Genomic DNA, 25,533 nt, shown 5'->3' on the forward strand with positions numbered 1-25,533 from the left:
CGCGTACCAAAGGTGGGGATCCGCCGCGAACTCCTGTGTGTAGATGGCGAATCGCGCGTTCCCGGTGTGCGTACGGTGGTCGGCTTGAGATGTCGGTGGCGGCAGATTCACGACAGGTGCTCCAGTCGGCTGGATCGGTGGAGGTATTCGACGAAGGCGATCAGCGCGCGGATGCAGGACACTTCGTCGCGGGCGTCGCAGGAGGTGAGCACCACGTCGGCAGGCAGGGCCAGGGCCTGCCGGATCTCGCCGAGGTCGTATCGAGGGGCGCCCTCGAACTGGTTGACCGCGACGGCGAATGGCAGGTCGCGTTCTTCGAAGAGCCCGAGGATCGCGTCGGAGTCCTGGAGCCGACGGGTGTCGACGAGGACCAGCGCTCCCAGTGCCCCGTGGATGAGGTGTTCCCAGAAGGGTGTGAACCGGTTCTGCCCGGGGGTGCCGAACAGATAGAGGGCGAGCCGGGGGCTCAGCGTGCGGCGGCCGAAGTCGAAGGCGACTGTCGTCTCCGTCTTGTCGGGCAGGCCGGCGAGGTCGTCAACTCCCCTGCTGGCTTCGGTGATCGGCTCTTCGGTCCTCAGCGGTTTGATCTCCGACACACTGCCGACCAGCGTCGTCTTTCCCGCTCCGAAGTGGCCGGCGATCAGGATCTTCGCCGAGCGGGTCACGGTGGCGGGGAGGTACTGGTGCTCAGACGAGAGCACGGAGTCCATTGAGTACTTCCTCCAGAACGCTGATGTCCGGCTGATCGTCGGCCAGGGTCGGGGTGTTGAGGTGGCCGGTGTCGAGAAGTCCGGAGACGACGATGAGCGCGACGGTGGGGGGCAGTTCGAGAAGCGAGGCGATCTCCGCGATCACCAGCGGCCCGTGGCAGATCCCGAGGACCCGTCGAGCTTCGATGTCGAGGCCGTGAAGCGGACGGTCCGCTGCGCGAACGAGCGTCGTCAGGGTCAGTCCGTCGCGGGACGGCGCCGAGTGCCCACGTGTACGGACGTACGCCCGGACCATGTCGGGATCGCGCCCCAGCGGGCTCATGGCCGAGCGCCGCCCTCATCACCTTGGCTACGCGCGGGGCTGGACAGTTCCTTGCCGAGGCGTTCGGACAGACCGTTCATCCGGTAGGTGAGGACCTCGGCGTCCACGGTGTCGGTCGTCGACACTGCCAACAGGGCGTTGTGGCCAACGGTTTTGACGAAGAGGAGGCCATCGTCGAACTCGCCCACGACTTGGCGCAGTCCGTTCGTCTCACCGCCGGTGTACGGGGCCATGGCGACGCCGATGGAGTGAAAGCCGCTGGTGGATGCAGCGATCTTGTCTGCCGTGTCGCGGTCCACCGATTCCGAGTAGCCCAGGGCCAGCCCGTCCGTGGCAAGCAGTACGGCGTAGTGGACACCCGGCATGCTCGACAGGTCGTCGAGCATCCAGCCGAGCCTGTTCGCCTGTGTCGTCATGAGTCGAGGAACCCTTCTTCGTGATCTGTGCGGACCATCGCGCCCTGGGCGGGTCGCGGCGGAGGTGCCGCGGTCTCGTGTGTCTGCCTGCTCGCCGCCCGCCAGGCGCCGATCACCTCGGGTCGGGCCGGCTCGGTACTCACACGGCGTTCGGTGGGGGCCTGTTGCGGCCGATGCGTCGGTTGGCGAGACGTGCGCGTTGGCAACCCGTTCTCGGTCAGCGCCGGTTCCGAAGGGGCGGGCGTCTGTGCGTAGACGAGCTGCGGCGCCGGTTCCGCCTCGGCAACAGCGGTGGTGAGGAGTGCCTCGGGGAGGAAGACCGAGGCGCACATACCGCCGTAACGGTTGGAATCCGTGAGGACGACCTCGATGCCGTACCGGCGGGCAAGGAGCGCGACCACGGGGAACCCGACCCTCGGATGCGCGTCCATGGTGAGGATGTCGATCTCCTGGCGGCCGTCCAGGATCCGCCGTGCGCGCTCCAGATCCTCCGGGCTCATCCGCTTGCCGGCGTCGTCGATGAGGAGGGTGACTCCGTGGTGGCCGTGCTGGGCGCTCACCTCGACGTACGTCTGCGGTGGTGAGTACCGGGCCGCGTTGTCGAGGAGTTGGCTCAGGATGAGCTTCAGCGGCCCGACCATGCGGGCGATGACCGCCCGGTCCGACGTGTACGGCTGGATACGCGTGTAGTTGGGGATCGCGCCTTGGGCCGCTCCGACGACTTCCGTGAGCGTGCTGGCGGGCCACCTCTGCCCGAGTCGCCCGCCCGCCAGCACGACGTACGACTGTGCTTGGTGAAGCATTTGCTGGACGCCGTGATCGATCTTGGTGAGTGTGGCGAAGAGGCGACTGTCGTGATGTCGGTGCAGCGCCTGGGCGATCTCGTTGCTCACGTTGATGCCGGTGCTGACCATCGCCGTGGCGAAGGACTTGACGGCTCCCTTCGCCGCCTCGCGGGCTTCGGCTTCGACTTGCTGACGCGTCGAGAGCGCTGTCTTTCGCTGCACCTGTTGCAGGCCGGCGACGTACCGCTCGCCGAGGGTGCAGAGGTTGTCCACGAAGCCGGAACCGAAGAGGCAGTCCGGGACCTCGAACTCCGCCGACGTCGGCTGCGTCCTCTGGACCGAGTTCGGGACCGATGCGAGGCCCTCCGAGATGAGCGTGGACAGGGCCGTGTCCTGGGCAACGGCGATCTCCTGCCAATACCCGCTCCGGGCAACGTGTTTGGCGGACCGCCAGGCGAAGTGCGCGGCCAGCCCGAGCGCGACAGCAAGCATGGCACTCAGGCATACGAACGCCACGACGGCTGTTTCGTGTCTCATCGGTTCTCTCAAGGGGGTCGAAGGGGGCGGCGACAGAGCACACGACCAGTGACTCGGGGAGCCGGGCGGCCAACGCCAGACGAGTAGAAGCCGACGGGTCTGCCTCATGTCGCGGAGGTCGTCGACAGGGCGCCTAGAACTTGATCTCGCCGATCACGTCCACGAGATTCGTCGTGGCCTTGGAGATCGTCGGAGCGATCGATGAACTGGCGAGGTAGAAGCCGAAGAGCGTGCAAACGATCGCGTGCGCGGCCTTCAGCCCTCCCTTCTTGACGAGCAGGAACGTGATGATCGCGAGGAGCACGACGGCCGAGACGCTAACCGCCATACCGCTCCTCCCTGTTGCGCGTGCCGCCCGACCGCGTCAGGGCGAGCCAGTGGAGGAGGGTCACGCTGTCGGTGTGATCTGGATGTCCACCAGGAGGAATCAGCCACACCGTCGAACAGCGCAATTGCCCGACCACCTGGCCACCGAGCGCACATTCCCAGTGGCGCCCCGCACGGCACACCGTCTGCGGAACGTGCCAGCGGTAGGCCGTACCCGCTTCGACCGGGATGTGGACTCGGGCGTGCGCGGGGCAGCAGAGCACCGGCCCGACAGGAAGTCCCCTGCTTCGGGCACCCTCGACTGCACGTAGACCGAGGAGGAATCCCGCCTGCACGACATCGACGGACCCGAGCCGCGGCAGCGGACGTGACGCGAGCTGGATCCTCCAGGGCAGTTCGGTCTGCGTACACGGCAAGATCGACTCCGGGGTGGTGGGGTGGCCGTGCCACGGGCGCCGGCCGTCCAAAGGCACCACGGGTGCCATGCGCTCCGGGATGGAGTGCGCATCAGAGGCGGTTCCAATTCGGCCTTGCGAGGCAATCACCGGGATCTCCTGTGCATGCGGACTAATGGCTGAGCCTCACGACCAAGTAACCGCTCTCACAAGGACGTTGGCAGATCCCCAAGACTGTTTGCCTGAACGCGATTACGCACATGCCGAGGGTGATATCACTCCAGCGATTCCGGCTCGGGAAAGGCCGATCACGTCCTCACCTGCCCGTATTACATGAGTAATACGGGGTGCCAGGAGCCGCCCGTACCCTGACCTACGCAGAGGAGAAACGGGGGTCCGATGCGGAAGAGTGCTCGCGTATGCGCCGACTGCGGATGCCACCTGAGCCAGTACAACGTGGAAGACCGGTGCGCAACGTGCTCCCGCGACAGGCGAATGGCCGCACGCTCAGGTCCCCATGTCCCGGACGAGGTCTGGCTCGAACCGGCCATCCAAGTCGCCATCGCCAACTGGGACTTCGGCCTCGCGAGTCGCCTCATCCGCGAACGAGCGGCTCTCCGCCAGGACGACATGGCGCTCATGACCGGCCTCAGCCAGAGCTTCCTCTCGATGCTCGAAGCCGGAAATCGCCGCTTGACCAGCCTCGACAAGGCCGCGCGATTCCTGGAGGGCATCGGAACGCCGGAAACCCTGCTTGCCCCGCCGTTCCGTGAACGGACGCCGCCCACGGCCACTGCCGATTTGACGCTTCCAGCCCTCGGCCACCACGACGCCCGAACTTCGTTGCACCAGATCGCGGATCTGAACGATCTTGCGGCCCATGCCGCCGTACGGTCCCTGCAGTTCACCGACGAGATCACGAAGACCAACGTGAGCAACGCCGAACTGGAAGGTCTTGAATCCACCCTCACTCGGATCGCCGGCGACTACGTCCACTCCCCGCTGCACCAGATCTTCACAGACCTCGTCACGACACGGGATCATCTCTTCGCGCTACTGAACGGCCGCCAACCCATGGGGCAGACCCGCGAACTGCATCTCCTCGCCGGCACGAGTTGCCTTCTGCTCGCTCACGCTTCGCAGAACCTCGGGGACGAGGACGCCGCGATCGCTCAGCTCCAAACGGCGTGGACGTTCGCGGAACAGGCCGACCACAACGACCTGCGAGCCTGGGTCAAGGGCACGGCCGCCCTCATCGCGGAGTGGTCCACCCGCCGACAGACGGCCCTGGAATACACGCGCCAGGCGGCCCGGCTGGCGCTCGGTGGGGAGACACGCATCCGGATCGCGGCGATCGAAGCCCGAGCCGCAGCGCGCGTCGGAGATCGCACCACCGCCTTGGTCGCCCTGGAAGATCTCCAACATGCCCGGGACCAACAAGCCGCGCCCGACGCGCTGACCCGCTTCGGAGGCCTCCTCAGCTTTCCCGAGGCGAAGCAGGAGTACTACATAGGCGGAACCTACGCTCTGCTCGGCGAGCACCAGCTCGCCGAGCAACACGCCTATGCTGCAATTGAGTTGTACGAGCACGGCCCTGACGAACACCGGTCGTACGGTGACGAGGCCCTGGCCCGCCTCGACATCGTGACCGCGCGCATCGCCGTAGGAGAGATCGAGGGAGCCGGCGAACAGTTGCAACCCATTCTGGAACTCCCCGCCGACCGCCGGATCCGGCAGCTCGGCGACGCCATGCGGGCAGTGACTAGGCTGCTGGAAGAACCGCGGTTCGCTCGTAGCTCCGCCGCCCGCGCGCTCGCGGACGCAACCCGTGGTTACCAGGCGATCGACACCCGAACGGAAGCCCTCACTCCATGACCACGACGGTCTCACCCGAGTCCGCGGCCCGTATGGCCTGTCAGGCGTCAGGCCTGGCAGACCGATCCCTCGTCCGGCTCCACGAACATGCCACCTCCGTGTTCCTTCTCCCCGAAGAGCGCATCGTCGTCCGCGTCAGCGCGACCTCCCAGTGGCACCAGTTGGAGACGGCCGTGTCCCTGACGCGCTGGCTCGTAGACAGCAACTTCCCGGCCACGGAACCGTTGGACGTTCCTCAGCTAGTGGCGTACGAGCCGTACGTCGTGACGTTCTGGCACCACTACCCGCAACCACCGAATGGTGCACCACCTGCAGGAAACCTGGGCAGCCTGCTCCGCGCTCTGCACGACCTGGCGACGCCGCCGTTGGCGCTTCCCAAGTACCAACCGCTCGTCTCGTTCAAGAACACCGTCGACTCCAGCACTTACTTGACGTCAGACCCACGATCGTGGCTGACGGGCCGTAGGGAAGAACTCCTGGACGCCTACGCGCAGCTCGACTTCCCGCTGGGCCACGGACACATCCATGGCGATGCGTATCCGGGAAATACTCTCTGGGACGGTGAGGCTGTCCGACTCGGTGACTGGGACGAAGCCGCGTTCGGGCCACGCGAAATCGACCTGGCCAATACGTTCCAGGGAGTGCGTTTTGGACGCTCCGCCGAAGAACTCGACGACTTCGCCCACCGGTACGGATACGACATAAGGCAGTGGCCCGGGCTCCCCGTCCTCTGCGAAATCCGTGACCTGCACACGCTCGGGTCCTATATCCGGCGCGCGGATCATGGAGACTCAGCTGCCGGGCAGCAGTTGTCGTACCGCATCGAGACGATTCGGAACCACGATGACGACGCCCGGTGGCGTGCTGTCTGACCTGCTCGGCCGCCGTCGCCTTCCCCTCACCGGTCCTGCACCGTCGAGACCAAGTCGGTGATCTCGGCAGCGCAGCCCCATGACAGGGTGACGCCGCTCCCACCGTGGCCGTAGTTGTGGAACACAGTGATTCCGTTGTCACGGTGCTCCTCCTCAACTCGCACCGCAGCACGGGTAGGTCGGGCTCCCACTCGGTGTGCGACGACGGGTGCCTTGGCCAATTCCGGCACGATCTCGGCGCATCGCTCCACGATCGCTCGGGCCGCTTCGGGATCGTCACGGAGATCCCCCTCCCCGTCGATCGCCGTGCCGCCCAGTACGACGGTGTCGCCGTGCGGATAGATGCACAGGAGCTCGGGTGACATTCCCGTGTCTTCGGAGAAGAACTCCGTGATGCCGGGATTCTCCACCACCACGTGCTGGCCACGGATCGGTCGGACGCCAGGGTCCCCGGCGAGATCGCCGCCTCCTAGGCCAGCGCAGTTGACGATCACTGACGCGTCTTCGACCTCGTCCAACGTACGGATCGTCCCGTGCTGCAGTACGCCGCCCGCTCGCTGGAAGCGGTCCAGCAGGTACTGCAGATAGACCGGCATGTCGATGAGCGGCACGGTGAACCGGTAGCCGCTCGCGAAACCCGCGGGCAGTTCCTCCGGCGTGCAGATACGGAAGTCAGGGAGCAGACCGCTCCAGTCGGGCGCCGGCACTTGGGAACGAGCGGCCTCGATCCCGCTCACCATCCGCACTCCGGTCGAGGAATCTTCGGCCAGCGCCTCGAAGACACGGAGGGACGCGAGGCTCCATTGACGCACGCGCACCCGCGGCTCGACCAGGTACGGCCCCCACATCGCGCCCGCCGCCAGCGACGTCGTACCTGGTACTTCCTCTGCCACCAGGCGCACGGGAAGCCCCGCTTCGAGGAGTGAGACTCCCGTGGTGAGGCCGGAGACGCCCGCGCCGATGATGACGATCGACTGATCTGCTGTCATACCCCGACGGTATCCGCCCGGCCAGGCGCTGCTCCGGCATGCACGCGAAGCCCTTCGTCCAGCTCGGGAAGGAACGTCTTGACGTGGGCATTTCTCTGGCGACGACGCAACTCCACCGCCAGTTGTTGGAGAAGTTCCGTACTGCGCGGAGATCGAACGTCTTCCAGCCGTGCGACGGCGGTCCTCGCGATCTGGCAGGACCGTTCCAACTCGCCCGAGGTGCTGTAGCCCAGGGCGAGCCAGGCTCCCTCGAACAGGGCTCTTCGTTGGCTCGGATCCCCCTTGCTCACCAAGTGCGCCCCGGTTTCGAGGAACTGCTCACCGCGCCGTACGAAGCCACGCCCGATCGACCTGCTCCCTTGATGAACAGCCGACCGCCCCAGATTGATCATCGAGTAGCCGGTCTGGCACTCCAAGTGGTTGGGCGTGAGGAAGTACATCCACCGCGGCTCGACTTCGTTTCCCGATCGCGTCTCGATCAGCTCGCGTGCGAGTCCGCTGGCTCGCTCGAACTCTGCCGTCTGACCGGCAGCCGCGTAGCCGTGCGCGAGACGGGAAAGGACCGATGCTCGGACGCTCGCGGTCCCGCCGTCGCTCGACCGACGGGCGGCCTCCCCCAGAGCTATCGCGTCCGCGGAGTGGCGTCGGCTGGATGCCTGGAACGACATGTCCGCGAGGATGTGCGCACAGAGCTGTCTGTCGTTGACCTGATGCGCGGCTCGTAGGGCCGTGACGAAGTACCGCTGGGCGAGTCCGTGGTGGGCGGAGTCGAAGGCCATCCAGCCGGCGAGTTGGCCGATCTCCGCGAATGCACGAATCAGCCGGATCGTGGCTTCCGCGGAGAGCCCGCCCTCGTGGAGCAACAGGCCGACGGCCCGGAACTGGGCTCCTACGTAAGGCAGATGGCGAGCGCCGCCGTTCGCGTCGTCGAGGAGTTGCAGCAACGGCAGGTTCTGTTCCACCTGTGCGACAAGGGGATCGGACGACGACCCGTCGTCGGCAATTCGCGAGGTGAACGTGCCTCGCCCTGCCGTTCCGTCGAGGTACTGCGAGATCGCCGCGAGCAGCCCTGCCCCCGAGATGGCCATGAACCGGCGGCGGTCGAGAAGACCACCGAGCACCCAGTCCTCCACGATCTGATCAAGTCCCTTGACGCTCCATGGCTGATCAAGGTTCGCGTCCGCGGCCAACAGCAGCGGCGAGTCGACGGCCTTTCCCTGCCAGAGATACTCGACGGATATCGGGCGGCCCAACTCCTGCGACAGAACGTGGGCCGTCATCGCCGGCAGCGGAGAACGCGGCACACCGCCGGCGTCTCGCCAGTGGTACGGGGCGGATTCAGCGACGCTCCCCGCGCCGAGCACGCGATTCAGCCTTCGGGCCAGAGCCTTGGGACTCCACCCGAGCTCATCCAGACACTCCGCCAACACCGCGTTGTGCCTGCTGCTCGTCTCCGACATCTCCACCTCCTCCCTCGGTGCGGGAAACATGCTCCTGCTCGGGCATTCCCCGTTTCAGCCCAACTCACCAACACGCCGAGAAGTTGACCAAGTTGACCGCTGGATGGCCTGCACGGGACCCCCACCAATCCAGTGTCCTAGAGCTTCGGGACACGAACCTTCCAACTGAAGGCAAGGAGTGGCCGTCCGTGCTGGTCGGACAAACCCTCAACTCGCGGCCTCCAGGCCTCACTCGCCGGTGCGCCGGGTGCGGCTGCCGGCTGAACCGGTACAACGACAGCCCTCGCTGTTTCACGTGCAGCCGGAGCGTAGCGATGCCGGAAGCGGCCGTACCCGGGATTCCAGCAGAGGTCTGGGACGATCCGCTCGCCCAACAAGCGCTGGTCGAACGCGACTTCGGGGCATTGTGCCTTCGGTTGCGTGAGCTGACCTCTCTGCGCCAGGACGACCTGGCGCTGCTGACCGGGCTGAGCCAGCCCTACCTGTCGATGCTGGAGTCGGGCCGGCGCAGGCTCACCAGTATCGACAAGATCGTGGAGTTGCTCGCAGGTCTTCAAGTACCGACGGAACTCACGGGCCCCATGCTTCGGGTTCGCCCCCTCACCGGGCACTCCGGGCGGGACTCGCACTGAGCAAAACGCGGTCGCGTTCACAAGCTGGATCACTGGAGCGATATCGCGATGGTGATGTGCGAAGTGTCGCCACCAGCAGCAGAGTTGAACCCGCGAGCTTCTGCCGCCTACGCCCGGAAGCACGTCACTTCACCAGCACAGACACGTCAGTGCAGCGCAATCGTGGCGTACCGCATTGCCGACGAGCGTCGCCCCCGAAACACCTCGGACGCGAGGGGCCGTTCTGGTTCCCACCGCGCCGAATTGCGCCGCCGCTCATTGGCTGCACCTCCGCAGCCGCAGGATCCCCAGGCTATTCGCTTGCCGAGTGGCCTCAACGAGAGGAGAGCCGAGTGACCACAACCCCGAAGAGCACGAAAGCCAAGAAGAAGGAAGGCGGAGGGACCAGCGTCGGTCTGCTCGTCGCCGTCGAGCAGCTCGCCGTGGCCCACGACCGCAGCGAGGCGGAGCGGTCCGACGTCACCAGCTCGCAGAACAGCGCGGGCGACGACGGCGACAACCGCGACCTGAACCTTCCCAAGGAGTAGGAGGAACCCATGGAGCACCGGCTCGTCACAGGTATCGAGAAGGCGTTCGGCTGGGACGGGCCGGGGCCCGTGGGCACCGCGTTCGCTCGCGGGCACCTCGCCGACCCAGACCTGATCACCCGGCTCATGACCCCGAACCGGCTGCTGGAGACCATCCGGCACCGCCACCTCGCCAACCCCCAACTGCGCTGCTACGCCGAGGGAGACGAGGTCCACCCCTCGCTCTTCCTGTCCACCAACGTCAACCGGCGCAGGCAGGCCGTCAGCCAGGCCGACATGGCGGCCCTCGGGCGGCTCCTCAACGACGGAGGAACCGTGGTCCTGGACCACGTCGACTCCTTCGATCCGACGCTGGAGGTCGCGTGCCGCGCGCTGGGCTGGTGGTCGGGCGAACTCGCCTCCGCCAACGCCTACTTGGCCGTCGGCGACACGGACGGCTTCAACCTGCACTGGGACGACCACGACGTGATCGCCGTCCAGCTCTCCGGCGAAAAGTCCTGGGAGGTCCGAGGCCCCTCCCGTCCCGCACCCATGTACCGCGACGCCGAACGCAACCGCACTCCGTCGGATGAGGTGCTCTGGAAGGGCACCATGCGGGCCGGCGACGTCATGCACATTCCCCGGGGCTTCTGGCACACCGCGACGAGGATCGGCTCCGGCGACGACGGCCACTCCCTCCACGTGACCTTCGGCCTGACGAAGCGCACAGGTGTGACCTGGGCCAACTTCCTTTCCGACGCCGCGCGCGCCGACGAGGACTTCCGTACGGACCTGGAGCGCAGCGACAACACCGTCGACGGCGACGTGCTCGCCAAGAAACTGACCGAACTCGCCCGCGAGTACGACCCCGAGCGCTACCTCACGGAACTGCGCGCGAACACACCGCCCGCTCGACACCTGCCCCACATCCCGGTGTTCGGCCCGCTCCAATACGCCGTTGCCGTCACCGAGTTCGAGCCGGTCATCACACCCGCAGGCGACACGGTCCAAGTGGTCGGCGGCGGCAAGCGCCTCACCTTCCACGGCCGCGCCGAACCCGCCCTTCGCAGCCTCCTGTCCGGGCACCCAGTACACCTCACCGACGACGACCAAGACCGCATCACGCTCGCCGAGCACCTGATCCTGGAGGGACTGTGCGCACCGCTGACCGCCGAATCGCTCTCGGCCTATACCGGACTGGTCCCACCCGACACCTTCTAGAAGTCGCCCTGGAGCAGGGTGTCACCGACCTCGACACCGCCTTCAACTACCACCACTTCACCTCCCACCGGACGCTCGCGGCGATCGCGGACGACCTCCTCCCGGAATTCACCATCTCCACGAAGGTCGGCTACTTCCCCGACGGACACGACCTCGACCCGGCGCGGCTTCGCATCGCGGTCGAGCGGTCGGTGAAGGAACTCGGCCGTATCCCGGACACGGTGCTCCTGCACAATCCCGAGTCCTCGGTCGGCGGTTTCGCCGACGCGTGCGCCGTACTTCTGGAGATGCGCGAGGCGGGACGCTGCAAGAACTGGGGGCTCTCCACTTGGGACCCTCGGCCGCTGCTCGAAGCCGACTGGGAGATCCCACGCCCAGACGTGGCGATGGTCCGCGCCGGCCTCACCGTCCCGGTCGGGATCCTGGACGCAGTGGACGAACTCGTCGACCGCGCAGGAATCGCGGAGCTGTGGGGGATGGCACCGTTCGCGGGAAACGCCGACGACTCGATATGGCAGACGGTGGACACCTCTGCGTTCCTCGTACCGGGCCAGCAAGGCAGCACGCTTCAGACGGGGGTCGCGGCAGCGTTCGCGATCCCCGAGGTCAGCCGTCTGGCCGTCGGCACCTCTGACATCGAGCACCTCGCCGAAGCGGTCGGCGGCTCGCGCCTTGAGGTCAGCACCGAGACGGTGACGGCATATCGGGCGCTGCTGCGCGAGCGGGCTACCGTGAGCGCAGGAGCCCCGTCCAGGAAGGACCCCTAGTGCACGCCACCTTGGATGACCTCTCGACCGTTCCGCTCGACGACGTCCTCGACGACGTCGAGCGGCGGCTCGGACGTCAACTCAAGCGCGAGGACGGCCACTTCAGCAAGTACAACGGCACCGCCGGCTTCCGAACCGACGCGGCCACCTGGGTCCGGCTCGCCTGGCGACGCGCAGAGAAGATCGACACCCAGGGCTGGACCGGCTTCGAGGCTGCCGCTGCCATCGACGGCGTACCTCGCCCCGAATGGTCAGCCGCGGCTGTCTGGGCCGACCAAGGCCGCGGTGTGGTGTGGCGTGCGGACGAGATGACGCTCGTCGAAGACGGCGCGCTCTCCCCCACGAGCGACATCACCACGGATCCTGGACTACCCGAGCAGTGGTGGACCGACCTGCGGACCGCGCTCATGAACCTCTCGACGCACTCCACGGACCGCGTGTCCATGGGCCAGGCCCACCTGACCCGCCGCATCCACGAGGTCTACGGCACGGACATCGACACCACGATCACCGACTGGGCCTGCGCCCACGGCGATCTCGGCTACGCCAACCTCTGCGGCCCCCGCCTCTCGATCATCGACTGGGAGAGCTGGGGCATGGGCCCCGTCGGATGGGACGAGGCCTGCCTGTGGTCCGCCTCCCTGACCGTGCCCCGGCTCGCCGAACAAGTAGAGGCCCTCTTCTCCACCATCCTGTCGACCCGCAGCGGCAAGCTGTCCCGCCTGCTGCTATGTGCCAACGTCGAGCGCGCCTTCCAACGGACAGGCAGGAAGGCACCGTTGACCGACACCATGGCCGATGTCGCTGCTTCCCTGCTTCGCGACCTGCGCTAGGCAGTGGACGTCGGAACTCAGTCGCACCGCGGCCGGTCCGACGATGAGCCGCCCTGTCCTTCGGCTCCCCCCGTAGCCGGAGGGCAGGGCTTCGTCGTAAGCGCCTGTATCGAGTGGATGCCGTCCACCGGCTCTCCGGCCCATGGGCTAGCCGCGCTGCGACATGAACCGCCAGACACCGTGCTCAAGCCCACCAGGTTCGTGTCCCAGCAGCGCGGCGGTCTCCTCGTACACCTCTTGCAGGTTCTCGTACTTCAGTCCAGCGACACCGGCCTGCGCGGCGAAGGCGCGCAGGTGTACGTCCACGGCGATCTGCGATCGGCCGACGAGGTTTCCGATGTAGTCCACGGTCTTCGGTCCTACGCCCTTCACGGCGAGCAGAGCGCTACGAGCGACTTCGTGGTCGAGCCAGGCGTGGAGGTCGCTTCGTGTATCGACCCCGTTGGAAACCAACAGGTCGGTGATCCCATGGGCCGTTGCGACCCTGCGTGGACTGTTGAAGTTCATGGTGGCAGCCAGGTCTTCCGTGGCGAGTCGCGTCTGGAATCCGCGTGCCGTCGCGGCGTCGGGCCATGCCGCTTGGAGCTGGAGTATCCGCGGCCGGATCGTCGATTCGTACTTGCGACGCGCCTGAAAGCTGGCGTCGCAGATCACGGCGCCCATATGCGTCCAGCCGCCTGGCGGATGGAACGGGCCGTCGCCGAGGACGGTCCGAACGTGGGCAGCGAGCTGCTGGGCGGGGCTACGTGCAGCCATGGGCAGATGATGATGTCACGTGTCGGGTAATCAGGGGGCGGGAACCTGGATCTGGGTGACCGAGCGCGAGTTCGCCGGAGAATCTCAGGCTGCTTGGTGCGCGGCTCGTGCATATTCGCCGGCTATAGGTACGGGTTCCGCCAGAGCTGGGCGGGCGCTGTCTTCACTAATGACGAGTGCCTGCTCAGCAGCCACTTCACTGATCGAGGACGTCGTCGTGGTGTCCGCCACGGAGACGGGTACCGCCAGTTCGAACCAGGTCTTCTTCCCTGCCGCGCAAGGGTGTGATCCCCACTCCGTTGCCATTGCGGCGACGAGGAAGAGGCCGCGCCCATGCTCGTCCATGGACAAGGCCTGCGTGAGTACCGGCAAAGTCGGGTCGCCGTCGGTGACTTCGATTCGGAGTCGCTCTCCGGTCCATCGGACGCACACCACACATGGCGCCTGCGTGTGCGTGACCGAGTTCGCGACCAGCTCCCCGGTGAGCAGTCTCAGGTCGCCGATCAGCTCCTCGTCCAGGTCCAATCCAAGACCCCGAACACGATCCACGACACGGTCCCGTGCTGCCGGCACCTCCTTGACCAGAGCCGGGACGGTGAAGGAGTAGGGCGATTCTTCGAGCGGGCGCGGCATAACTGGGAACCTCTCGATGGGCAGGGGCCAAGGAGTCAGCGCGATTTCCCGAGAGCAAGCGGATCGCTTCAGCGCCTTCACGAGGCAGTACGCAGGGCAGCCAGGAAGTCGTAAGAGCCCGGGAAACGGCGGACGACCACCATCTACCTTGGACGGCCCGGCTCCCTATCTCCACGGTGATATAACCAGCGCAATTTCACTGGAGCTGCAGCAGCCATTGCACGGTGCCAACTATCAGAGAATCCCGGCACCACCAAGTCGTTCTTTCTGCGGATCCTCACCCTGTCACCACAGTCACCACGACAGGAGTGCGCCCGTGTCGCAGGCCAGCCATGTATCCGAGACCGCCTTCCTGAACCTCCCCAAAGCAGCGGAGTACTTGGGCATCTCCCCGAACACCCTTTATGTCTGGCGGCATCGTCGGCAGGGTCCTCCGAGCTTCCGCATGGGACGGCGCGTGATGTATCGCATCACTGCCCTCGACGCATGGGTGCGCGCCCAGGAGCAGGCAGATTCTCGCTCCAACTCCGCCCTGAATCCGCTGTCTCAGCCGCCGCAGCGCCGCTCGAAGGCAGCCAGGTAACACGGCCCTTCCAAGTCTCCTGCAAGAACCTTCCGCAACGGGGATAAGAACCCGAGGCGGAGTGCGTTACGAACAACCAGCTCATGACCAACGCACCACCCGAAGGACCTGACATTGGCCGGTTACATAGAAGACCGCTGGCTCAAGAAGCGGCCCGACAAGCAAACCGGAAAGCGGGAGCGCACCAGTCTCTACGGCACGGGAAAACGTTACCGGGTCAAGGGGATACCCGGGGTGCAGGACCGTTCATTCGAGACGAGCGAGGACGCCAAACAGTGGCTCGCCACTGCGAAGACCGACACGAGGCGCGGCGAGTTCGTCGACCCTCGCGACGGCGAGATATCCCTCGCCGACTACATCGTCGACCATTGGTGGCCGAGCCGGACTGACGAGCCGTCAACCGCGGGTCCGATGCACAGCCGGATCTGGAACCACATCATTCCGATCCTGGGCGACCTCTCCCTCCGGGACATCGACGCCTCGGCGTTGCGCTCGTTCAAGGCAGCACTGCTCGCCCGGGTCGAGGACACGACGGCCGAAGTGATCTGGGGCCACCTGTCGTCCATCCTCAACAGCGCGGTCGACGACCAGCGACTGCTGCGGAACCCCGTCAAGGTCCACCGAAGCGTCAAGCCGCCACGGCGTACGGAGAAGAAGGCCAAAGCCTGGGCTCGATACATCGTCGACGCGGTCCGCTCCCACCTCCAAGAGCGCTACAGGTTCGCGGTCGACCTCGGGCTTGGGCTCGGCCTGCGCCAGGGAGAAGCCTTCGGCCTGGCCGAAGACGACTTCGACTTCGAAGCGGGCGTCGTACACATCCGGCGCCAGCTCAGGTGGGACATCAAGGGGCGGCCGTACTTCTGCCTCCCCAAGGGCGGCAAGACGCGCACGGTGCCGCTGCCTCCCAACCTCGCCATCCGGGCGCACGACCACTTCCGACGTTTCCCGTCCACCGCATGCACGTTGCCGTGGCGGAATCCGGAGCCCCCGACCAACGCTCTGGAGACAAAGCAACGCAAGCCGATCACCGTACAGTTGGTGCTCACGACCTCGCACGGCAACCGGATCTACTACCGAACGTGGAACGACAAGAGCTGGAAGCCCGCGCTGGCAGGAGCGGGCCTCATCCAGGCCGTGGGCGAGAAGGTCCGCCGGGACGGCGGCCGGATCCGGCGGAGCCCGATCTACGTGGCGCCGCGCGAGGATATGTTCCATGTCCTGCGGCACACCTACGCCAGCGTGCAGTTGGAGGCCGGCGAGTCGGTCGTGAGCCTGTCCGTGTGGCTCGGGCACGCCTCACCGAAGATCACGCTCGACCACTACGCTCACTTCATGCCGGGTGCCGGTCAGCGCGGGCTGGCCGCCATGAACTCGTGGCTCGGGCAGGCCCAGCCGCCGATTGTCCCTGAGAAGTCCCTACTGGCCGGTTGGATCAAGAAACTGACCCCAAACCCGCAGGTCAAGGAACTGATCACATCCGGGGCCTCGATGAACGTGAAGTACAAGGAGACCGCGCGCGGGGGCCTCGCGGTGAACATCATCGAGTGTTGACGGTATAGGCCCTGAACAGCGCGTTCTTGTCTTTCGGCGCTGTCAGGGCCTTTCCTGCTTACGCGGCGGAAAGTCCCTCAAAATTCCCTGGGATGTCCATGGCCTGGGACCGGTTCCGAGGCTGGTAGAGCGTGCATCCGGCCAGGGAGCGCGCTTCCGTGAGCAGGCGCACCGCCCGGTCCGGGGACCATCCCCGCGGGTGCGGGGAGCATGTCGGTGAGGAGCTTCTCCACCTCATTGAGCCTCTTTCATCCTGAATAGTCGCAGGTCAATAGCACGTGGATGGCTTGGACGGTGCGGCTGATGCGGCGGGTCGAGGAGCGTGTTCTGCGCATGATGCGCCAGGACTCGAGCCGGGCGAAGGCGCGTTCGCCGGGGGCTCGGAGCCGGGCGTGGTCGCGGTTGAACTGCTGGTAGTGCTCGGGCTGTTCGCTCCGGTGGTACTAGGGGGTGCGGAAGGTGGCGCCGGCACCCTGATAGGCGCGGTCCGCCGGCACGAGGATCTGCCGGGTCAGGCAGGCCTGGACGATGCCGTGGGCGCGGGCCGAGGTCAGGTCAGGTCAGGTCAGGTCAGGTCAGGTCAGGTCATGGTGCGGCCGGGTGTCGCGCGGGAGAATCACCGCGGTGTGCCGTCAGGGCGGGCGATGACCTGCACGTTCATGCCGTGCTTCTTGTGTTTCTGCGAGTAGTACGGCTGGTCGGCGCGGACGCGGTCGGTGGGGATCAGCGTGCCGTCAACGATGACGTGGTCGCCCTCACCGAGGCCGGTGAGGGCTTCATGGAGGCCTGGGGCCCAGGAAGCCGGCACCTCCAGGGCCTCGTCCACGTAACGCCAGGCGGTGGCCTGCGATATCGCGAACCCGGCGCCGAGCTGGGCGAACGTGTCGTTCTTGCGCGGGTGGACCAACGTGAGCAGTGCCTGGTCGAAGCAACGGAGCTTCCCCCGGCGGGTGTTACGTGCGCGGCGGTGCTCGTACAGCAGCCAGGCGACGTGCTCAACGAGCTCGTGCGGGACGTCGAGCGTGGCAGAGTACCGAACCAACAGGGCCCCTTCGGTCGCCGGTGTGCTGAGTGGAATCACCACACCAACGACGAGGGGCCCTGCCTCGTCACCACAGCCACTGACCAGCCCATTTCACCCGCCAGCACAGGATGAAAGAGGCTCACCGAGCCTTTTCCAACCTCAGGCTGACGTGGCCGGGTGGAGGAGGCGAAGACGTGGCGAGAGCAGCGGGAGTAGAGGTGACGTAGGACCGGTTGCCACCCAAGTGCGCCGATCCACAGGGACGCCCGATCTTCACCCAGGGCACGTTGCTACCCCTCCGAGGGGCAACGAGGTCCACGGCGGGTCGTGCGGAGCAGCACGCCTCCCGCACCGGGCAAAAGCCCGAGGCTCTCGGGGAGGCGTGCGTACTCCTCGGGGTGGGGCTCAGCCCACCGCGTTCGCCCGCTCGGCCGCGCTCAGCGACGACAGGGGTTCGGCGACAGCCTTGGCGTGGACCGGGTTTGCGTGGGTGGCCGCAACCGGGTCCGCGTGGGTGGCCGCAACCGGGTCCGCGTGGGTGGCCGCAACCGGGTCCGCGTGGGTGGCCGCAACCGGGTCCGCGTGGGTGGCCGCAACCGGGTCCGCCTGAGTGGCCGGGACCGGGTTCGCGTGAGTGGCCGGGGTCGCGGCGCTGGCGACGCTGACCATCCCCGCGGCGGCCAGAACGGTTCCGGCGGCCACGCTGAACATAGCGCGGCGGTTATGCGAGAACTTGCGGTGCTTCGACAACGGTGTGCCTCTTCCTCGGATCGCCGGACTCCCACCTGTGCGTGGAAGCCCTTTCGGGAGAGAGGTACGGAGTCGGGCGGTGGTCAGGTTGCACGGTGCGGCGGGAAAATTCTCCTGCCCGCACCGTGCAACCCCAGAGGGCCGCTCCCCGTATGTATGACAGATGGAGTGGTGCGCAAGGGAGAGGCCGGCAAAGAGTGAGGAACACCGCCCGGGAACGAGAGTTCCGGGAATTTGCCGAGGCGCGGCAGGCGCAGCTCCGACGCAGCGCCTACCTGCTCTGCGGTGACTGGCACCAGGCACAGGACCTGACCCAGACGACTTTGATGAAGTTGTACGCGGCCTGGGGACGGGTCAGCCGGGACGGCAATGCGGATGCCTACGCTCGCACCATCCTCACCCGCACCTTCATCGACCAGTGGCGCAAGAGAGGCTGGCGTGAGGAGCCGGTGAGCGAGCCACCCGATCTTCCCTCGGACGTGTCCGGCGCACCGGAGTTGCGATTGATGATGCAAGAAGCCCTGATGGAGCTGGCCCCCCGCTACCGGGCCGTGCTGGTCCTGCGATTCTGGGAGGACTGGTCCGTAGAGCAGACCGCGCACGCACTGCGGGTGAGTCCGGGAACGGTGAAGAGCCAGAGCGCCCGCGGGCTCGCCCGGCTACGAGAGATCGTCGAAGGCTTTGACAGTGAAGGGACCAGGAGGTGAAACCGGCCATGAATGAGCACGAGAACGACGCTCTGCACGCCGCCTTCCAGGCAGTCCTCAGCGCCGATCCGGAGCCCACGCTACCCAGCGTTGTCGACGCGGCCGTCGTCGGCGGCTTCCGGATCCGCCGCCGACGAGTTGCGCTCGCCACCGCCGGCGCACTGATCGTCGTGGCCTCCATGGCCGCCGTGGCCGTCAACCTGCCCTCGCTGGGCGGCGAACGCGCTCCGGTGCCCCTGGCCCCCGCCAGCACCGCCCACCCGACGCCGCACACACCCGAACCCGCTCGCACGGCAGCAGAACCCCTTCCCTCCGGAGACTGACAGTCGCCGGGGCCGCCCCGGCATCAGGCTGTGGAGTCCAGGTGGATCCACACCGCCTCCGAGTTCCGCTTCCGCACGCGACCGGGACCTGTACCAGTTGACCGCCACAGCCTCAAGATCATCTCCGTTGCGGCTTTCGGCCTCACCTTGGCTGGGCTCCGGACCGGTGGTCAACGAGGGCTTCCAGCCTGCTTCGGCAGTTTGCCCAACACAGGGGTGAAGCTCCTGGTGAATGGGTTTTCGACCAAGAATTCAGTCTCTGCCAGAGGCTTCATATGCTCGTTCACCCGTCCGGGCTGGACGTGTCCAGTTCTGCCCTCCGGTTCCTCTCCGCCCGCCTGCGGGAACACCACCGTGGTCCAGGCACCCGATGGCGGCGCCTGAGCGCAGGTCGACAGGCCCTGCCCGCCCTCGCCCAGCTCCGCAACGGTCATCCGTATGTCCAGCTCGCGGCCGGGTTCGGCGTCGGCACCACCACTGCCTACCGCTACGTCACCGAGGCGGTTGAGATCCTGGCCGCCCTCGCCCCGACGCTCGCCGAGGTGGTTCGGGCGGCGTCGATGAAGGCGTTCGTCCTGCTGAACGGGCCACTGCTGCCGATCGATTGGGGGCACCTCCCGGCCGAAGGCTGCGGGAGATCGCCGCCGACCGACCCTTCCATTCGGGCAAGCACAAGAAACACGGGATGAACGTGCAGGTGATCGCAGATCCTTCCGGCCGTCTGCTGTGGGCCTCGTCGGCTCTGCCCGGTGCCGTCCACGATATCCGTGCAGCCCGCGAGCACGGCATCGTCGACGCTCTCGCCGAAGCCGGCGTCAACTGCCGGGCCGACAAGGGCTACCAGGGTGCCGGAGGCACTGTCCGTGTTCCTTACCGCCGCCGGTGGGAGACGCTTTCTACAGGGCAGCAGGCCGTCAACCGATCCCATGCGAAGATCCGGACCCTCGTCGAGCAAGCCGTCGCCATCCTCAAGTCCTGGCGGCTACTCCGCAGACTCCGTTGCTCGACCACCCGCACAACGGTCCTCGTCCAAGCCGTCCTCTGTCTCCATCAGACCAGCCAGCCTGAGGATGGAAAACGCTCATCACTCCTACCGCAGTTGGGAAGATGCGCGGACGTGAACGCGTCGCCTTTGCTGGACTGGTTGCACGACCGTCGTCGGCTGCTCGAAAGTTCCACACTGCGCCTGGTCTTCGACAATCTCCGGGCTGTCTTTGACCTGGCCGTGGACGACAGCCTGATACCCAAAAATCCATGCCTCGCCAAATCGGTGCAGGACGCCAAGCCGAAGCGAGGAGGTGGCGGCCGGGCAGAGCTGACCCTGACTTGGAAGGACACCGAGAAGATCCGTGCCGAACTCCCCGATCGCTACAAGGCACTCGTCGACTGCGGTCGCGGCCTGGGCCTGGGCCTGGGCCTGGGCCTGGGCCTGGGCCTGGGCCTGGGCCTGGGCCTTCGTCAAGGAGAAATATTCGGCCTGTCACCAGAAGACATCGACCGGGCGCATCCGGACGGCCCGATGGTGCACGTGCAACGGCAAGTAGTCCACGACGGCTCGTTCCTGGTATTCGACCTCCCCAAAGGCGGAGACGGCGAGGACCCGAAGGACCGGTGGGTCGAACGGACCGACGACGTGGCCATCCCCCTGCGCGAGCACATGGAGAAGTACCCGCCCGTCGAGGTGACCCGACCGTGGGGCAGCAAAGGCGGCAACCCGGTCACGGTGCAGCTGATCTTCTGCACTCGGGAGAAGACCGCCATTCAGTCGAATTGGTTCAACTCCTACCGCTGGAAGCCTGCTCCTGCGGCGGCCGGCCTCATCAAGCCCCTTGACCCCAACGCGAAGGGACGGCGCTGGAAGAAGTCCCGCGACATGATGATGCACGCCCTCCGACACCTTTACGCGTCGATGATGATCAACGGCGGGGTGGACGTGTACACACTCGCGGACCGGCTCGGACACGCCGATCCTGCGTCTACTCTGCGTAAGTACGTGCACCGGATCGCGGGAGCCGGTTCCGAGATCCACATCGCGGTCCAGAGCGCCTACACGAGGGCCGCGTGACTCCTGCACGGTTCGGCTTGTGCAACGACCGTGCAAGATGATCTTCGGACGGGCTCGTTTGTGCAGGTCAGAGACGCCGTAGAGGAGTTCCGCGACATCTGGACATCGCACCCACCGCGCGGCAGTGGACGTGCGACCAACTCACCTCCTCGCTGCGGGCGTTCGTGGACAGCGCGGCGGGTCTGGGGTTCCGGCGGAACGACGACTTGAACGGCGCCCGGCAGGACGGCACCGGCGGCTACCCGGTGAACATCGTCGACGGGGTGCGCCAGAACTCCGCGCTGGTGTACCTGACGCCGGAGGTACGCAGCCGCTCCAATCTGACGGTGCTGAGTGATGTCACGGTCGACAGGGTGCTCGTCGAGGGCGGTGTGGCGCGGGGTGTCGTGAGCGCGTCTGGGTCGGTCTTCCGGGCGGGTGAAGTGGTGCTCTCCGCGGGGAGTTACGGCAGCCCTGCCATCCTGCTGCGCTCCGGTGTCGGTCCGGCCGAGGATCTGCGGGCGCTCGGTATCGACGTGGTCGCCGATCTCCCGGTCGGCCGGCGGCTGCAGGATCACCCCTTCTTCCACTCGCTGTTCGCCCTCGCGCCCGAGCACCAGACCCTGACGTCGGCCTTCGCGGCGCATCTGTGGCTGGCCTCGCCCGAGGCACAGGCCGGCGAGCTGGACCTCGGCATCGTCGCGACCCACCTCCCGGACGGCTCCTTCAGCCCGACCGGCGGGGCGATCCTCCTCGCCACCGCCGTGACCCGCCCCGAGTCGCGCGGTTCGGTGCGGCTGGCCAGTCGCGATCCGCACGACGCACCGGTGATCGACAACAACTATCTCGCGACGGCCAGGGACCGAAGCCGCATGCTGGAGGGCGTGCGGCTCGTCCGCAGGCTGGCGAGCACTGCGCCGTTCGCGGGTGCGGTGGCCTTCGAGCTCGTACCGGGTGAAGCGGTGGGCGACGGCGCGGAGTTGGAGGCGGCGATCACCGCCGGGATCTCGACCTACGGCCACCCGACCTCGACGGCACCGATGGGCGCGCCCGGGGACGAGCGGGCCGTCGTCGACGAGTCGGGCGCGGTGCACGGCCTGACCGGGTTGCGGGTGGTCGACGCCTCGATCATGCCCGAGGTCCCGTCGACGGTGACCAACGCGACGACGATCATGATCGCGGAACACATCGCCCGGCGCGTGTACGGGAGTTGAGGCCGCTCGGCGTCGCATCGCGCGGAAGGTCCCGGACACGAGGAGTGTGTCCGGGACCTTTCGCGTTCAGTGCGGCGACGCCTGCGCCGGACCTCAGTCGAACTTGCCGACCACCGTCTCGAACTGCCGCACCATGGCCGACAGCGACCGGCCGTCGAGATGGTCCATCACGCGCTTGCGGGCACTCGCGAGGTGTATCGGATAGGCCGCCTCAAGCCGCTTCAGCCCTTCCGGGGTGAGGGTCGCGACATTCCCGCGCGCGTCGCCCTCGTAGCGCCGCTTCACGACCTGGCCGCGGCCCTGCAGCGCGTCCACGACGCGGGTGATGCGGCTCGCCGACAACGCGGTGGCCGCCGCGAGATCCGCCATGCGGAGTTCCTGGTTCTCGGCCTCGGAAAGGCTCATCAGGACGACGTACTCGGTGAGCGTCAGTCCCGTCGCCCGCAGCAGATCGTCGTCCAGCGAACGCGGCAGTGCGACGATGACCCGCATCAGGGCACGCCAGAAACGCTCTTCCTGCGCGGTCAGGGGATCCTCGGCGGCGGTCATCCGAGCAGATTAGCGTGCTCAAGCAAAGAACCTCAAGCAAGGAACCCCAAGCCATGACATCCCACGGGCGCCGCGCGTCCCGCTACACGCCCAGCCGGCGTACGTCGGTCACGCTGTAGGACATCGAGGCGCGGAAACCGGCGCCGGTGCGCACGGGAGCCAGGTCCGCCAGTTCCTCGCCGCGGGCCGCGAACAAGGTGATGTCGCCGGTACCGGTCCACACGTCGGCGAGCCGACGGTCGTCGAACTCGGCCATCACCAGCTCGTGCACGGCGGGCTTGCCGTACTCGCCGGCGACCAGGCTCGGGAAGTGCCGGAGGTTGACGGTGGGCCGCGCGAACAGCGCGGCCGGGTCGGGCGCCGGCTGCTGGAGCGTGACCGTGGCCTCCGCGAGGGTGTGCCCGGCCGCCGACAGGGACGCCCCGAACCGGCCGCCCGCGGCGAGGGTGGGCGACGCGCTGCCGGGCGCCGCGAAGACGCGGGTCTGGTGGACCGAGCCCAGCTTCTTCGGGAAGCCCTGCACCCAACCCCGGGCCAGGGCAAGGTCGTTGTCGACGTAGATGTACGGGCACCACGACACGGGCTCGTCCTGCCAGTGGGCGTCCACCAGCACCATGAACTCGCGGTACTGGCTGCGCACCGGGTCGAGGTACTCGTCGTGCCCGGCGGAGAACTGCCAGTCGACGAACAGCGCCACCGCGCGCCCGTCGGAGTCCGGGTCCGGGGTCAGTCCCTCGGGGAGTGTCGCCTCGGCGGCGGCCGGGTCCGTCCAGAACTCCACGCCGACGATGTCGCCGGCGTAGTGCCACGGCGGCGCGGAGGCGAGGTTCGCCTCTCCGCGCGGGGACAGCGGGTAGGTGTAGCCCTGGAGCATGGGGGTGCCTCCTCAGCAGAAGGTCGATCCGGAACGGCACCATGATTCGCCGAGCCACCCCGTCCCGGCTTGGGTCATGTGACTGCTTCTCCGTACACGGACGTCACCTCGCGGCCCTCGGCCACCGCCTCCAGCTCCCCGGCCAGCCGCCGCATCAGGGCGGGGTCGAGCTGGTCCAGGACACGTCGGCGCGCACTGGAGAGGTGGGCCGGACAGGCGCCTACCAGCCGTTGCCGAGCGGCTTCCGTGAGGACGGCCACGCTCCCCCGGGCGACCGTCGCGTGCGGCCGCTCGACGACCAGACCCTGCCCCCGGAGCGTCTCCAAGAGCCGCGTGACACGGCTCGCCGACAGGGCGGTGGCGGTGGCCAGATCGGTCATGCGCATACGGTCACCGTCCGCCTCGGAGAGCTGCATCAGCACGATGTACTGGCTGAGCGACAGGCCCGTGGAGCGCAGCAGATCCTCGTCGAGCGCCCGGGGCAGCGCCACGAGCAGTCTCTGCAGGGAGCGCCACAGGCGTTCCTCCGCGCTGGTCAGCGGTTCCGGTACGGGAGCCATTCCCCTTCCCTCCATCCCGGGGCCGTAGGAACACTCAAGCACAACCATTACTTGCTTGACAAAGCATTTTAAGGCGAGTGAAGATACTTGCCAGAGCAAGCATCGGCGCACCAGCCGGGCCGTTCCGCGCGACGGCGAACGAGAGGAACTTCCGATGTCCACCAAGATCGCAGTCATCTACTACTCGTCGACCGGCACCGTGCACGAGCTGGCTGAGTCCGTGGCGGAGGGCGCCCGCAAGGAGGGTGCGGAGGTACGGCTCCTGCGGGTGTCCGAGCTCGCCCCCGAGGAGGCCATCGCCGCCAACGACGCGTGGTCGGCGCATGCCGCGGCCACCGAGGACATCCCGGTGGCGACCGGCGCCGACATCGAGTGGGCCGACGCCGTGGTCTTCGGCAGCCCGACCCGGTTCGGCAACATCGCCAGCCAGCTGAAGCAGTTCATCGACACGCTCGGCGGGCTGTGGGCGCAGGGCAAGCTGGCCGACAAGATCTACAGCGGCTTCACGGCCACCGCCACGGCACACGGCGGCCAGGAGTCCACGCTGCTCGCCCTCTACAACTCCGTCCACCACTTCGGCGGCATCATCGTCACCCCCGGGTACACCGACCCGGTGAAGTTCGCCGACGGCAACCCGTACGGCACCAGCCACGTCAACGGCCAGGGCGCGATCCCCGTCGACGACACGGCCCGAGCCGCCGCCGTGTACCAGGGCAAGCGCGTGGCCGCGGTCACCGCGCGGTTCAAGGACGCGTAGGGGGAGGGTGGTCGGGCGCCGGGTCTTCGCGGCCCAGATCTGTGCCGCTCAGGCTTCGCCCCGGCGCGCCAGCCACTCCTTCTCATCGCCCGGTTCGGGCAGGACCTGGCCGCCTTCCACGGCGGACGGGGCCGGGCTGTCCTGGATCACCACCATGACGTGGCTCTCCTCAACTCCGGTGATGCGTACGGCCGCCGCGGACAACTCCAGCGCCAGTCGCGTCGTGCCCTCCTGCGGATGCCCCCGTCGCGCCCAGCCCGTGATGATCAGGGGCGTCCCCGGCACCCCGCCGGCGAAGACGTCCTCCGACGGCGGCTCGGCGAAGATCACGTCGACGTAGGCCGGTGGTACATGGTTGATCGCCGCATGGATCCGGGTGATCTCGGCCGCCAGTGAGGCCTTCGACTCCCGCGTCAGGGTTCCCTGTGCCGCGGTGCAGGTGTAGACGGGCATGTCGGCTCCTCACGGATCGGGGGCGCGTCCAACGGATGACACCGGCATCACGCTCCCTCCTGCCATGTGGTCGCGGCTTCCGTCATCCGACGGCGGCCGTGACTGCAA

Annotated in this window: 28 protein-coding genes and 2 pseudogenes; 15 read left to right on the forward strand and 15 right to left on the reverse strand. The window is 67.2% G+C overall.

The features are described 5' to 3' along the window. Window positions 1–107: 107 nt before the first annotated feature. From OG504_RS04085 to OG504_RS04105, 5 genes are all read right to left on the reverse strand, one after another. Window positions 108–710 (reverse strand): ATP/GTP-binding protein, encoded by a 603-nt coding sequence (locus OG504_RS04085; RefSeq protein WP_329349003.1) that lies wholly within the window; start codon window positions 708–710, stop codon window positions 108–110. Further along, window positions 688–1,032, reverse strand: a complete 345-nt coding sequence (locus OG504_RS04090) for a DUF742 domain-containing protein (protein WP_329349004.1) — start codon at window positions 1,030–1,032, stop codon at window positions 688–690. Before OG504_RS04090 ends, OG504_RS04085 begins: the two co-directional genes overlap by 23 nt. Beyond that, complete coding sequence (locus OG504_RS04095) at window positions 1,029–1,448, reverse strand: roadblock/LC7 domain-containing protein (protein WP_405988430.1); 420 nt, start codon at window positions 1,446–1,448, stop codon at window positions 1,029–1,031. Before OG504_RS04095 ends, OG504_RS04090 begins: the two co-directional genes overlap by 4 nt. Further along, window positions 1,445–2,725, reverse strand: coding sequence for an ATP-binding protein (locus tag OG504_RS04100; protein WP_405988431.1), 1,281 nt, complete (start codon window positions 2,723–2,725; stop codon window positions 1,445–1,447). The genes OG504_RS04095 and OG504_RS04100 overlap by 4 nt, the downstream gene beginning before the upstream one ends. Before the next feature lie 178 nt (window positions 2,726–2,903). Then, complete coding sequence (locus OG504_RS04105) at window positions 2,904–3,098, reverse strand: hypothetical protein (protein WP_405988432.1); 195 nt, start codon at window positions 3,096–3,098, stop codon at window positions 2,904–2,906. Between the two features lie 793 nt (window positions 3,099–3,891). Here OG504_RS04105 and OG504_RS04110 point away from each other — a divergent pair. Both OG504_RS04110 and OG504_RS04115 read left to right on the forward strand, forming a co-directional pair. Then, complete coding sequence (locus OG504_RS04110; RefSeq protein WP_405988433.1) at window positions 3,892–5,367, forward strand: helix-turn-helix domain-containing protein; 1,476 nt, start codon at window positions 3,892–3,894, stop codon at window positions 5,365–5,367. Window positions 5,368–5,465: 98 nt separating this feature from the next. After that, window positions 5,466–6,239, forward strand: a complete 774-nt coding sequence (locus OG504_RS04115; protein WP_405988434.1) for a phosphotransferase family protein — start codon at window positions 5,466–5,468, stop codon at window positions 6,237–6,239. A gap of 26 nt (window positions 6,240–6,265) precedes the next feature. On the opposite strand, the gene OG504_RS04120 is transcribed toward OG504_RS04115, so the two are convergent. Both OG504_RS04120 and OG504_RS04125 read right to left on the reverse strand, forming a co-directional pair. Next, window positions 6,266–7,228: an FAD-dependent oxidoreductase gene (locus OG504_RS04120; protein WP_405988435.1), complete on the reverse strand. Its 963-nt coding sequence runs from the start codon at window positions 7,226–7,228 to the stop codon at window positions 6,266–6,268. Further along, window positions 7,225–8,688, reverse strand: a complete 1,464-nt coding sequence (locus OG504_RS04125) for a carph-isopro domain-containing protein (RefSeq protein ID WP_405988436.1) — start codon at window positions 8,686–8,688, stop codon at window positions 7,225–7,227. Before OG504_RS04125 ends, OG504_RS04120 begins: the two co-directional genes overlap by 4 nt. Before the next feature lie 314 nt (window positions 8,689–9,002). Between OG504_RS04125 and OG504_RS04130 the strand changes: the two genes are divergently transcribed. The 5 genes from OG504_RS04130 to OG504_RS04150 all read left to right on the forward strand — a co-directional run bounded on the left by OG504_RS04130 (window position 9,003) and on the right by OG504_RS04150 (window position 12,647). Then, window positions 9,003–9,320, forward strand: a complete 318-nt coding sequence (locus OG504_RS04130) for a helix-turn-helix domain-containing protein (protein ID WP_405988437.1) — start codon at window positions 9,003–9,005, stop codon at window positions 9,318–9,320. A 332-nt stretch (window positions 9,321–9,652) separates the two neighbouring features. Then, a complete protein-coding gene (locus OG504_RS04135) occupies window positions 9,653–9,847 on the forward strand; it encodes a hypothetical protein (protein WP_405988438.1) in 195 nt (64 codons plus the stop codon). A 9-nt stretch (window positions 9,848–9,856) separates the two neighbouring features. Then, window positions 9,857–11,047: a JmjC domain-containing protein gene (locus OG504_RS04140; protein ID WP_405988439.1), complete on the forward strand. Its 1,191-nt coding sequence runs from the start codon at window positions 9,857–9,859 to the stop codon at window positions 11,045–11,047. Then, window positions 10,981–11,814, forward strand: a complete 834-nt coding sequence (locus OG504_RS04145) for an aldo/keto reductase (protein ID WP_405988440.1) — start codon at window positions 10,981–10,983, stop codon at window positions 11,812–11,814. Before OG504_RS04140 ends, OG504_RS04145 begins: the two co-directional genes overlap by 67 nt. Then, complete coding sequence (locus OG504_RS04150; RefSeq protein WP_405988441.1) at window positions 11,814–12,647, forward strand: aminoglycoside phosphotransferase; 834 nt, start codon at window positions 11,814–11,816, stop codon at window positions 12,645–12,647. The genes OG504_RS04145 and OG504_RS04150 overlap by 1 nt, the downstream gene beginning before the upstream one ends. Before the next feature lie 147 nt (window positions 12,648–12,794). Here the strand turns inward: OG504_RS04150 and OG504_RS04155 are convergent, their stop codons facing one another. Both OG504_RS04155 and OG504_RS04160 read right to left on the reverse strand, forming a co-directional pair. Further along, on the reverse strand, window positions 12,795–13,403 hold the full coding sequence (locus OG504_RS04155; RefSeq protein WP_405988442.1) for a hypothetical protein: 609 nt from the start codon (window positions 13,401–13,403) through the stop codon (window positions 12,795–12,797). A gap of 84 nt (window positions 13,404–13,487) precedes the next feature. Beyond that, complete coding sequence (locus OG504_RS04160) at window positions 13,488–14,036, reverse strand: ATP-binding protein (RefSeq protein ID WP_405988443.1); 549 nt, start codon at window positions 14,034–14,036, stop codon at window positions 13,488–13,490. Between the two features lie 316 nt (window positions 14,037–14,352). Here OG504_RS04160 and OG504_RS04165 point away from each other — a divergent pair, with 316 nt between their 5' ends. Both OG504_RS04165 and OG504_RS04170 read left to right on the forward strand, forming a co-directional pair. After that, entirely contained in the window at window positions 14,353–14,619 is a 267-nt protein-coding gene (locus OG504_RS04165; protein WP_405988444.1) for a helix-turn-helix transcriptional regulator, read from the forward strand. A 114-nt stretch (window positions 14,620–14,733) separates the two neighbouring features. Further along, complete coding sequence (locus OG504_RS04170; protein ID WP_405988445.1) at window positions 14,734–16,170, forward strand: tyrosine-type recombinase/integrase; 1,437 nt, start codon at window positions 14,734–14,736, stop codon at window positions 16,168–16,170. A gap of 248 nt (window positions 16,171–16,418) precedes the next feature. On the opposite strand, the pseudogene OG504_RS04175 reads toward OG504_RS04170, so the two are convergent. Together OG504_RS04175 and OG504_RS04180 are read right to left on the reverse strand one after the other, a co-directional pair. Beyond that, window positions 16,419–17,254: pseudogene (locus OG504_RS04175) on the reverse strand (transposase family protein). A 345-nt stretch (window positions 17,255–17,599) separates the two neighbouring features. Next, window positions 17,600–17,905: a hypothetical protein gene (locus tag OG504_RS04180; protein ID WP_405988446.1), complete on the reverse strand. Its 306-nt coding sequence runs from the start codon at window positions 17,903–17,905 to the stop codon at window positions 17,600–17,602. Window positions 17,906–18,141: 236 nt separating this feature from the next. Between OG504_RS04180 and OG504_RS04185 the strand changes: the two genes are divergently transcribed. The 5 genes and pseudogenes from OG504_RS04185 to OG504_RS04205 all read left to right on the forward strand — a co-directional run bounded on the left by OG504_RS04185 (window position 18,142) and on the right by OG504_RS04205 (window position 22,232). Then, on the forward strand, window positions 18,142–18,651 hold the full coding sequence (locus OG504_RS04185; RefSeq protein WP_405988447.1) for a SigE family RNA polymerase sigma factor: 510 nt from the start codon (window positions 18,142–18,144) through the stop codon (window positions 18,649–18,651). An 8-nt stretch (window positions 18,652–18,659) separates the two neighbouring features. Further along, on the forward strand, window positions 18,660–18,974 hold the full coding sequence (locus OG504_RS04190; protein WP_405988448.1) for a hypothetical protein: 315 nt from the start codon (window positions 18,660–18,662) through the stop codon (window positions 18,972–18,974). A gap of 275 nt (window positions 18,975–19,249) precedes the next feature. Beyond that, window positions 19,250–20,034, forward strand: a pseudogene (locus OG504_RS04195) (transposase family protein); the annotation flags it as partial. 852 nt (window positions 20,035–20,886) lie between these two features. Then, window positions 20,887–21,039: a hypothetical protein gene (locus OG504_RS04200; protein WP_405996246.1), complete on the forward strand. Its 153-nt coding sequence runs from the start codon at window positions 20,887–20,889 to the stop codon at window positions 21,037–21,039. A 104-nt stretch (window positions 21,040–21,143) separates the two neighbouring features. Then, window positions 21,144–22,232, forward strand: coding sequence for a GMC family oxidoreductase (locus OG504_RS04205; RefSeq protein ID WP_405996247.1), 1,089 nt, complete (start codon window positions 21,144–21,146; stop codon window positions 22,230–22,232). A gap of 93 nt (window positions 22,233–22,325) precedes the next feature. Here OG504_RS04205 and OG504_RS04210 read toward each other — a convergent pair whose 3' ends face one another. The 3 genes from OG504_RS04210 to OG504_RS04220 form a co-directional block, all read right to left on the reverse strand. Beyond that, on the reverse strand, window positions 22,326–22,781 hold the full coding sequence (locus OG504_RS04210) for a MarR family winged helix-turn-helix transcriptional regulator (RefSeq protein WP_405988449.1): 456 nt from the start codon (window positions 22,779–22,781) through the stop codon (window positions 22,326–22,328). Between the two features lie 82 nt (window positions 22,782–22,863). Continuing rightward, window positions 22,864–23,655: an acetoacetate decarboxylase family protein gene (locus tag OG504_RS04215; RefSeq protein ID WP_405988450.1), complete on the reverse strand. Its 792-nt coding sequence runs from the start codon at window positions 23,653–23,655 to the stop codon at window positions 22,864–22,866. A gap of 74 nt (window positions 23,656–23,729) precedes the next feature. Then, window positions 23,730–24,215 (reverse strand): MarR family winged helix-turn-helix transcriptional regulator, encoded by a 486-nt coding sequence (locus OG504_RS04220; RefSeq protein ID WP_405988451.1) that lies wholly within the window; start codon window positions 24,213–24,215, stop codon window positions 23,730–23,732. Between the two features lie 154 nt (window positions 24,216–24,369). Here OG504_RS04220 and wrbA point away from each other — a divergent pair, with 154 nt between their 5' ends. Next, window positions 24,370–24,972: an NAD(P)H:quinone oxidoreductase gene (gene wrbA, locus OG504_RS04225; RefSeq protein WP_405988452.1), complete on the forward strand. Its 603-nt coding sequence runs from the start codon at window positions 24,370–24,372 to the stop codon at window positions 24,970–24,972. A gap of 48 nt (window positions 24,973–25,020) precedes the next feature. On the opposite strand, the gene OG504_RS04230 is transcribed toward wrbA, so the two are convergent. After that, window positions 25,021–25,425: a tautomerase family protein gene (locus tag OG504_RS04230; RefSeq protein ID WP_405988453.1), complete on the reverse strand. Its 405-nt coding sequence runs from the start codon at window positions 25,423–25,425 to the stop codon at window positions 25,021–25,023. Window positions 25,426–25,533: the final 108 nt, after the last annotated feature.

Source organism: Streptomyces sp. NBC_00986 (assembly GCF_045162565.1).
Lineage (GTDB): Bacteria > Actinomycetota > Actinomycetes > Streptomycetales > Streptomycetaceae > Streptomyces.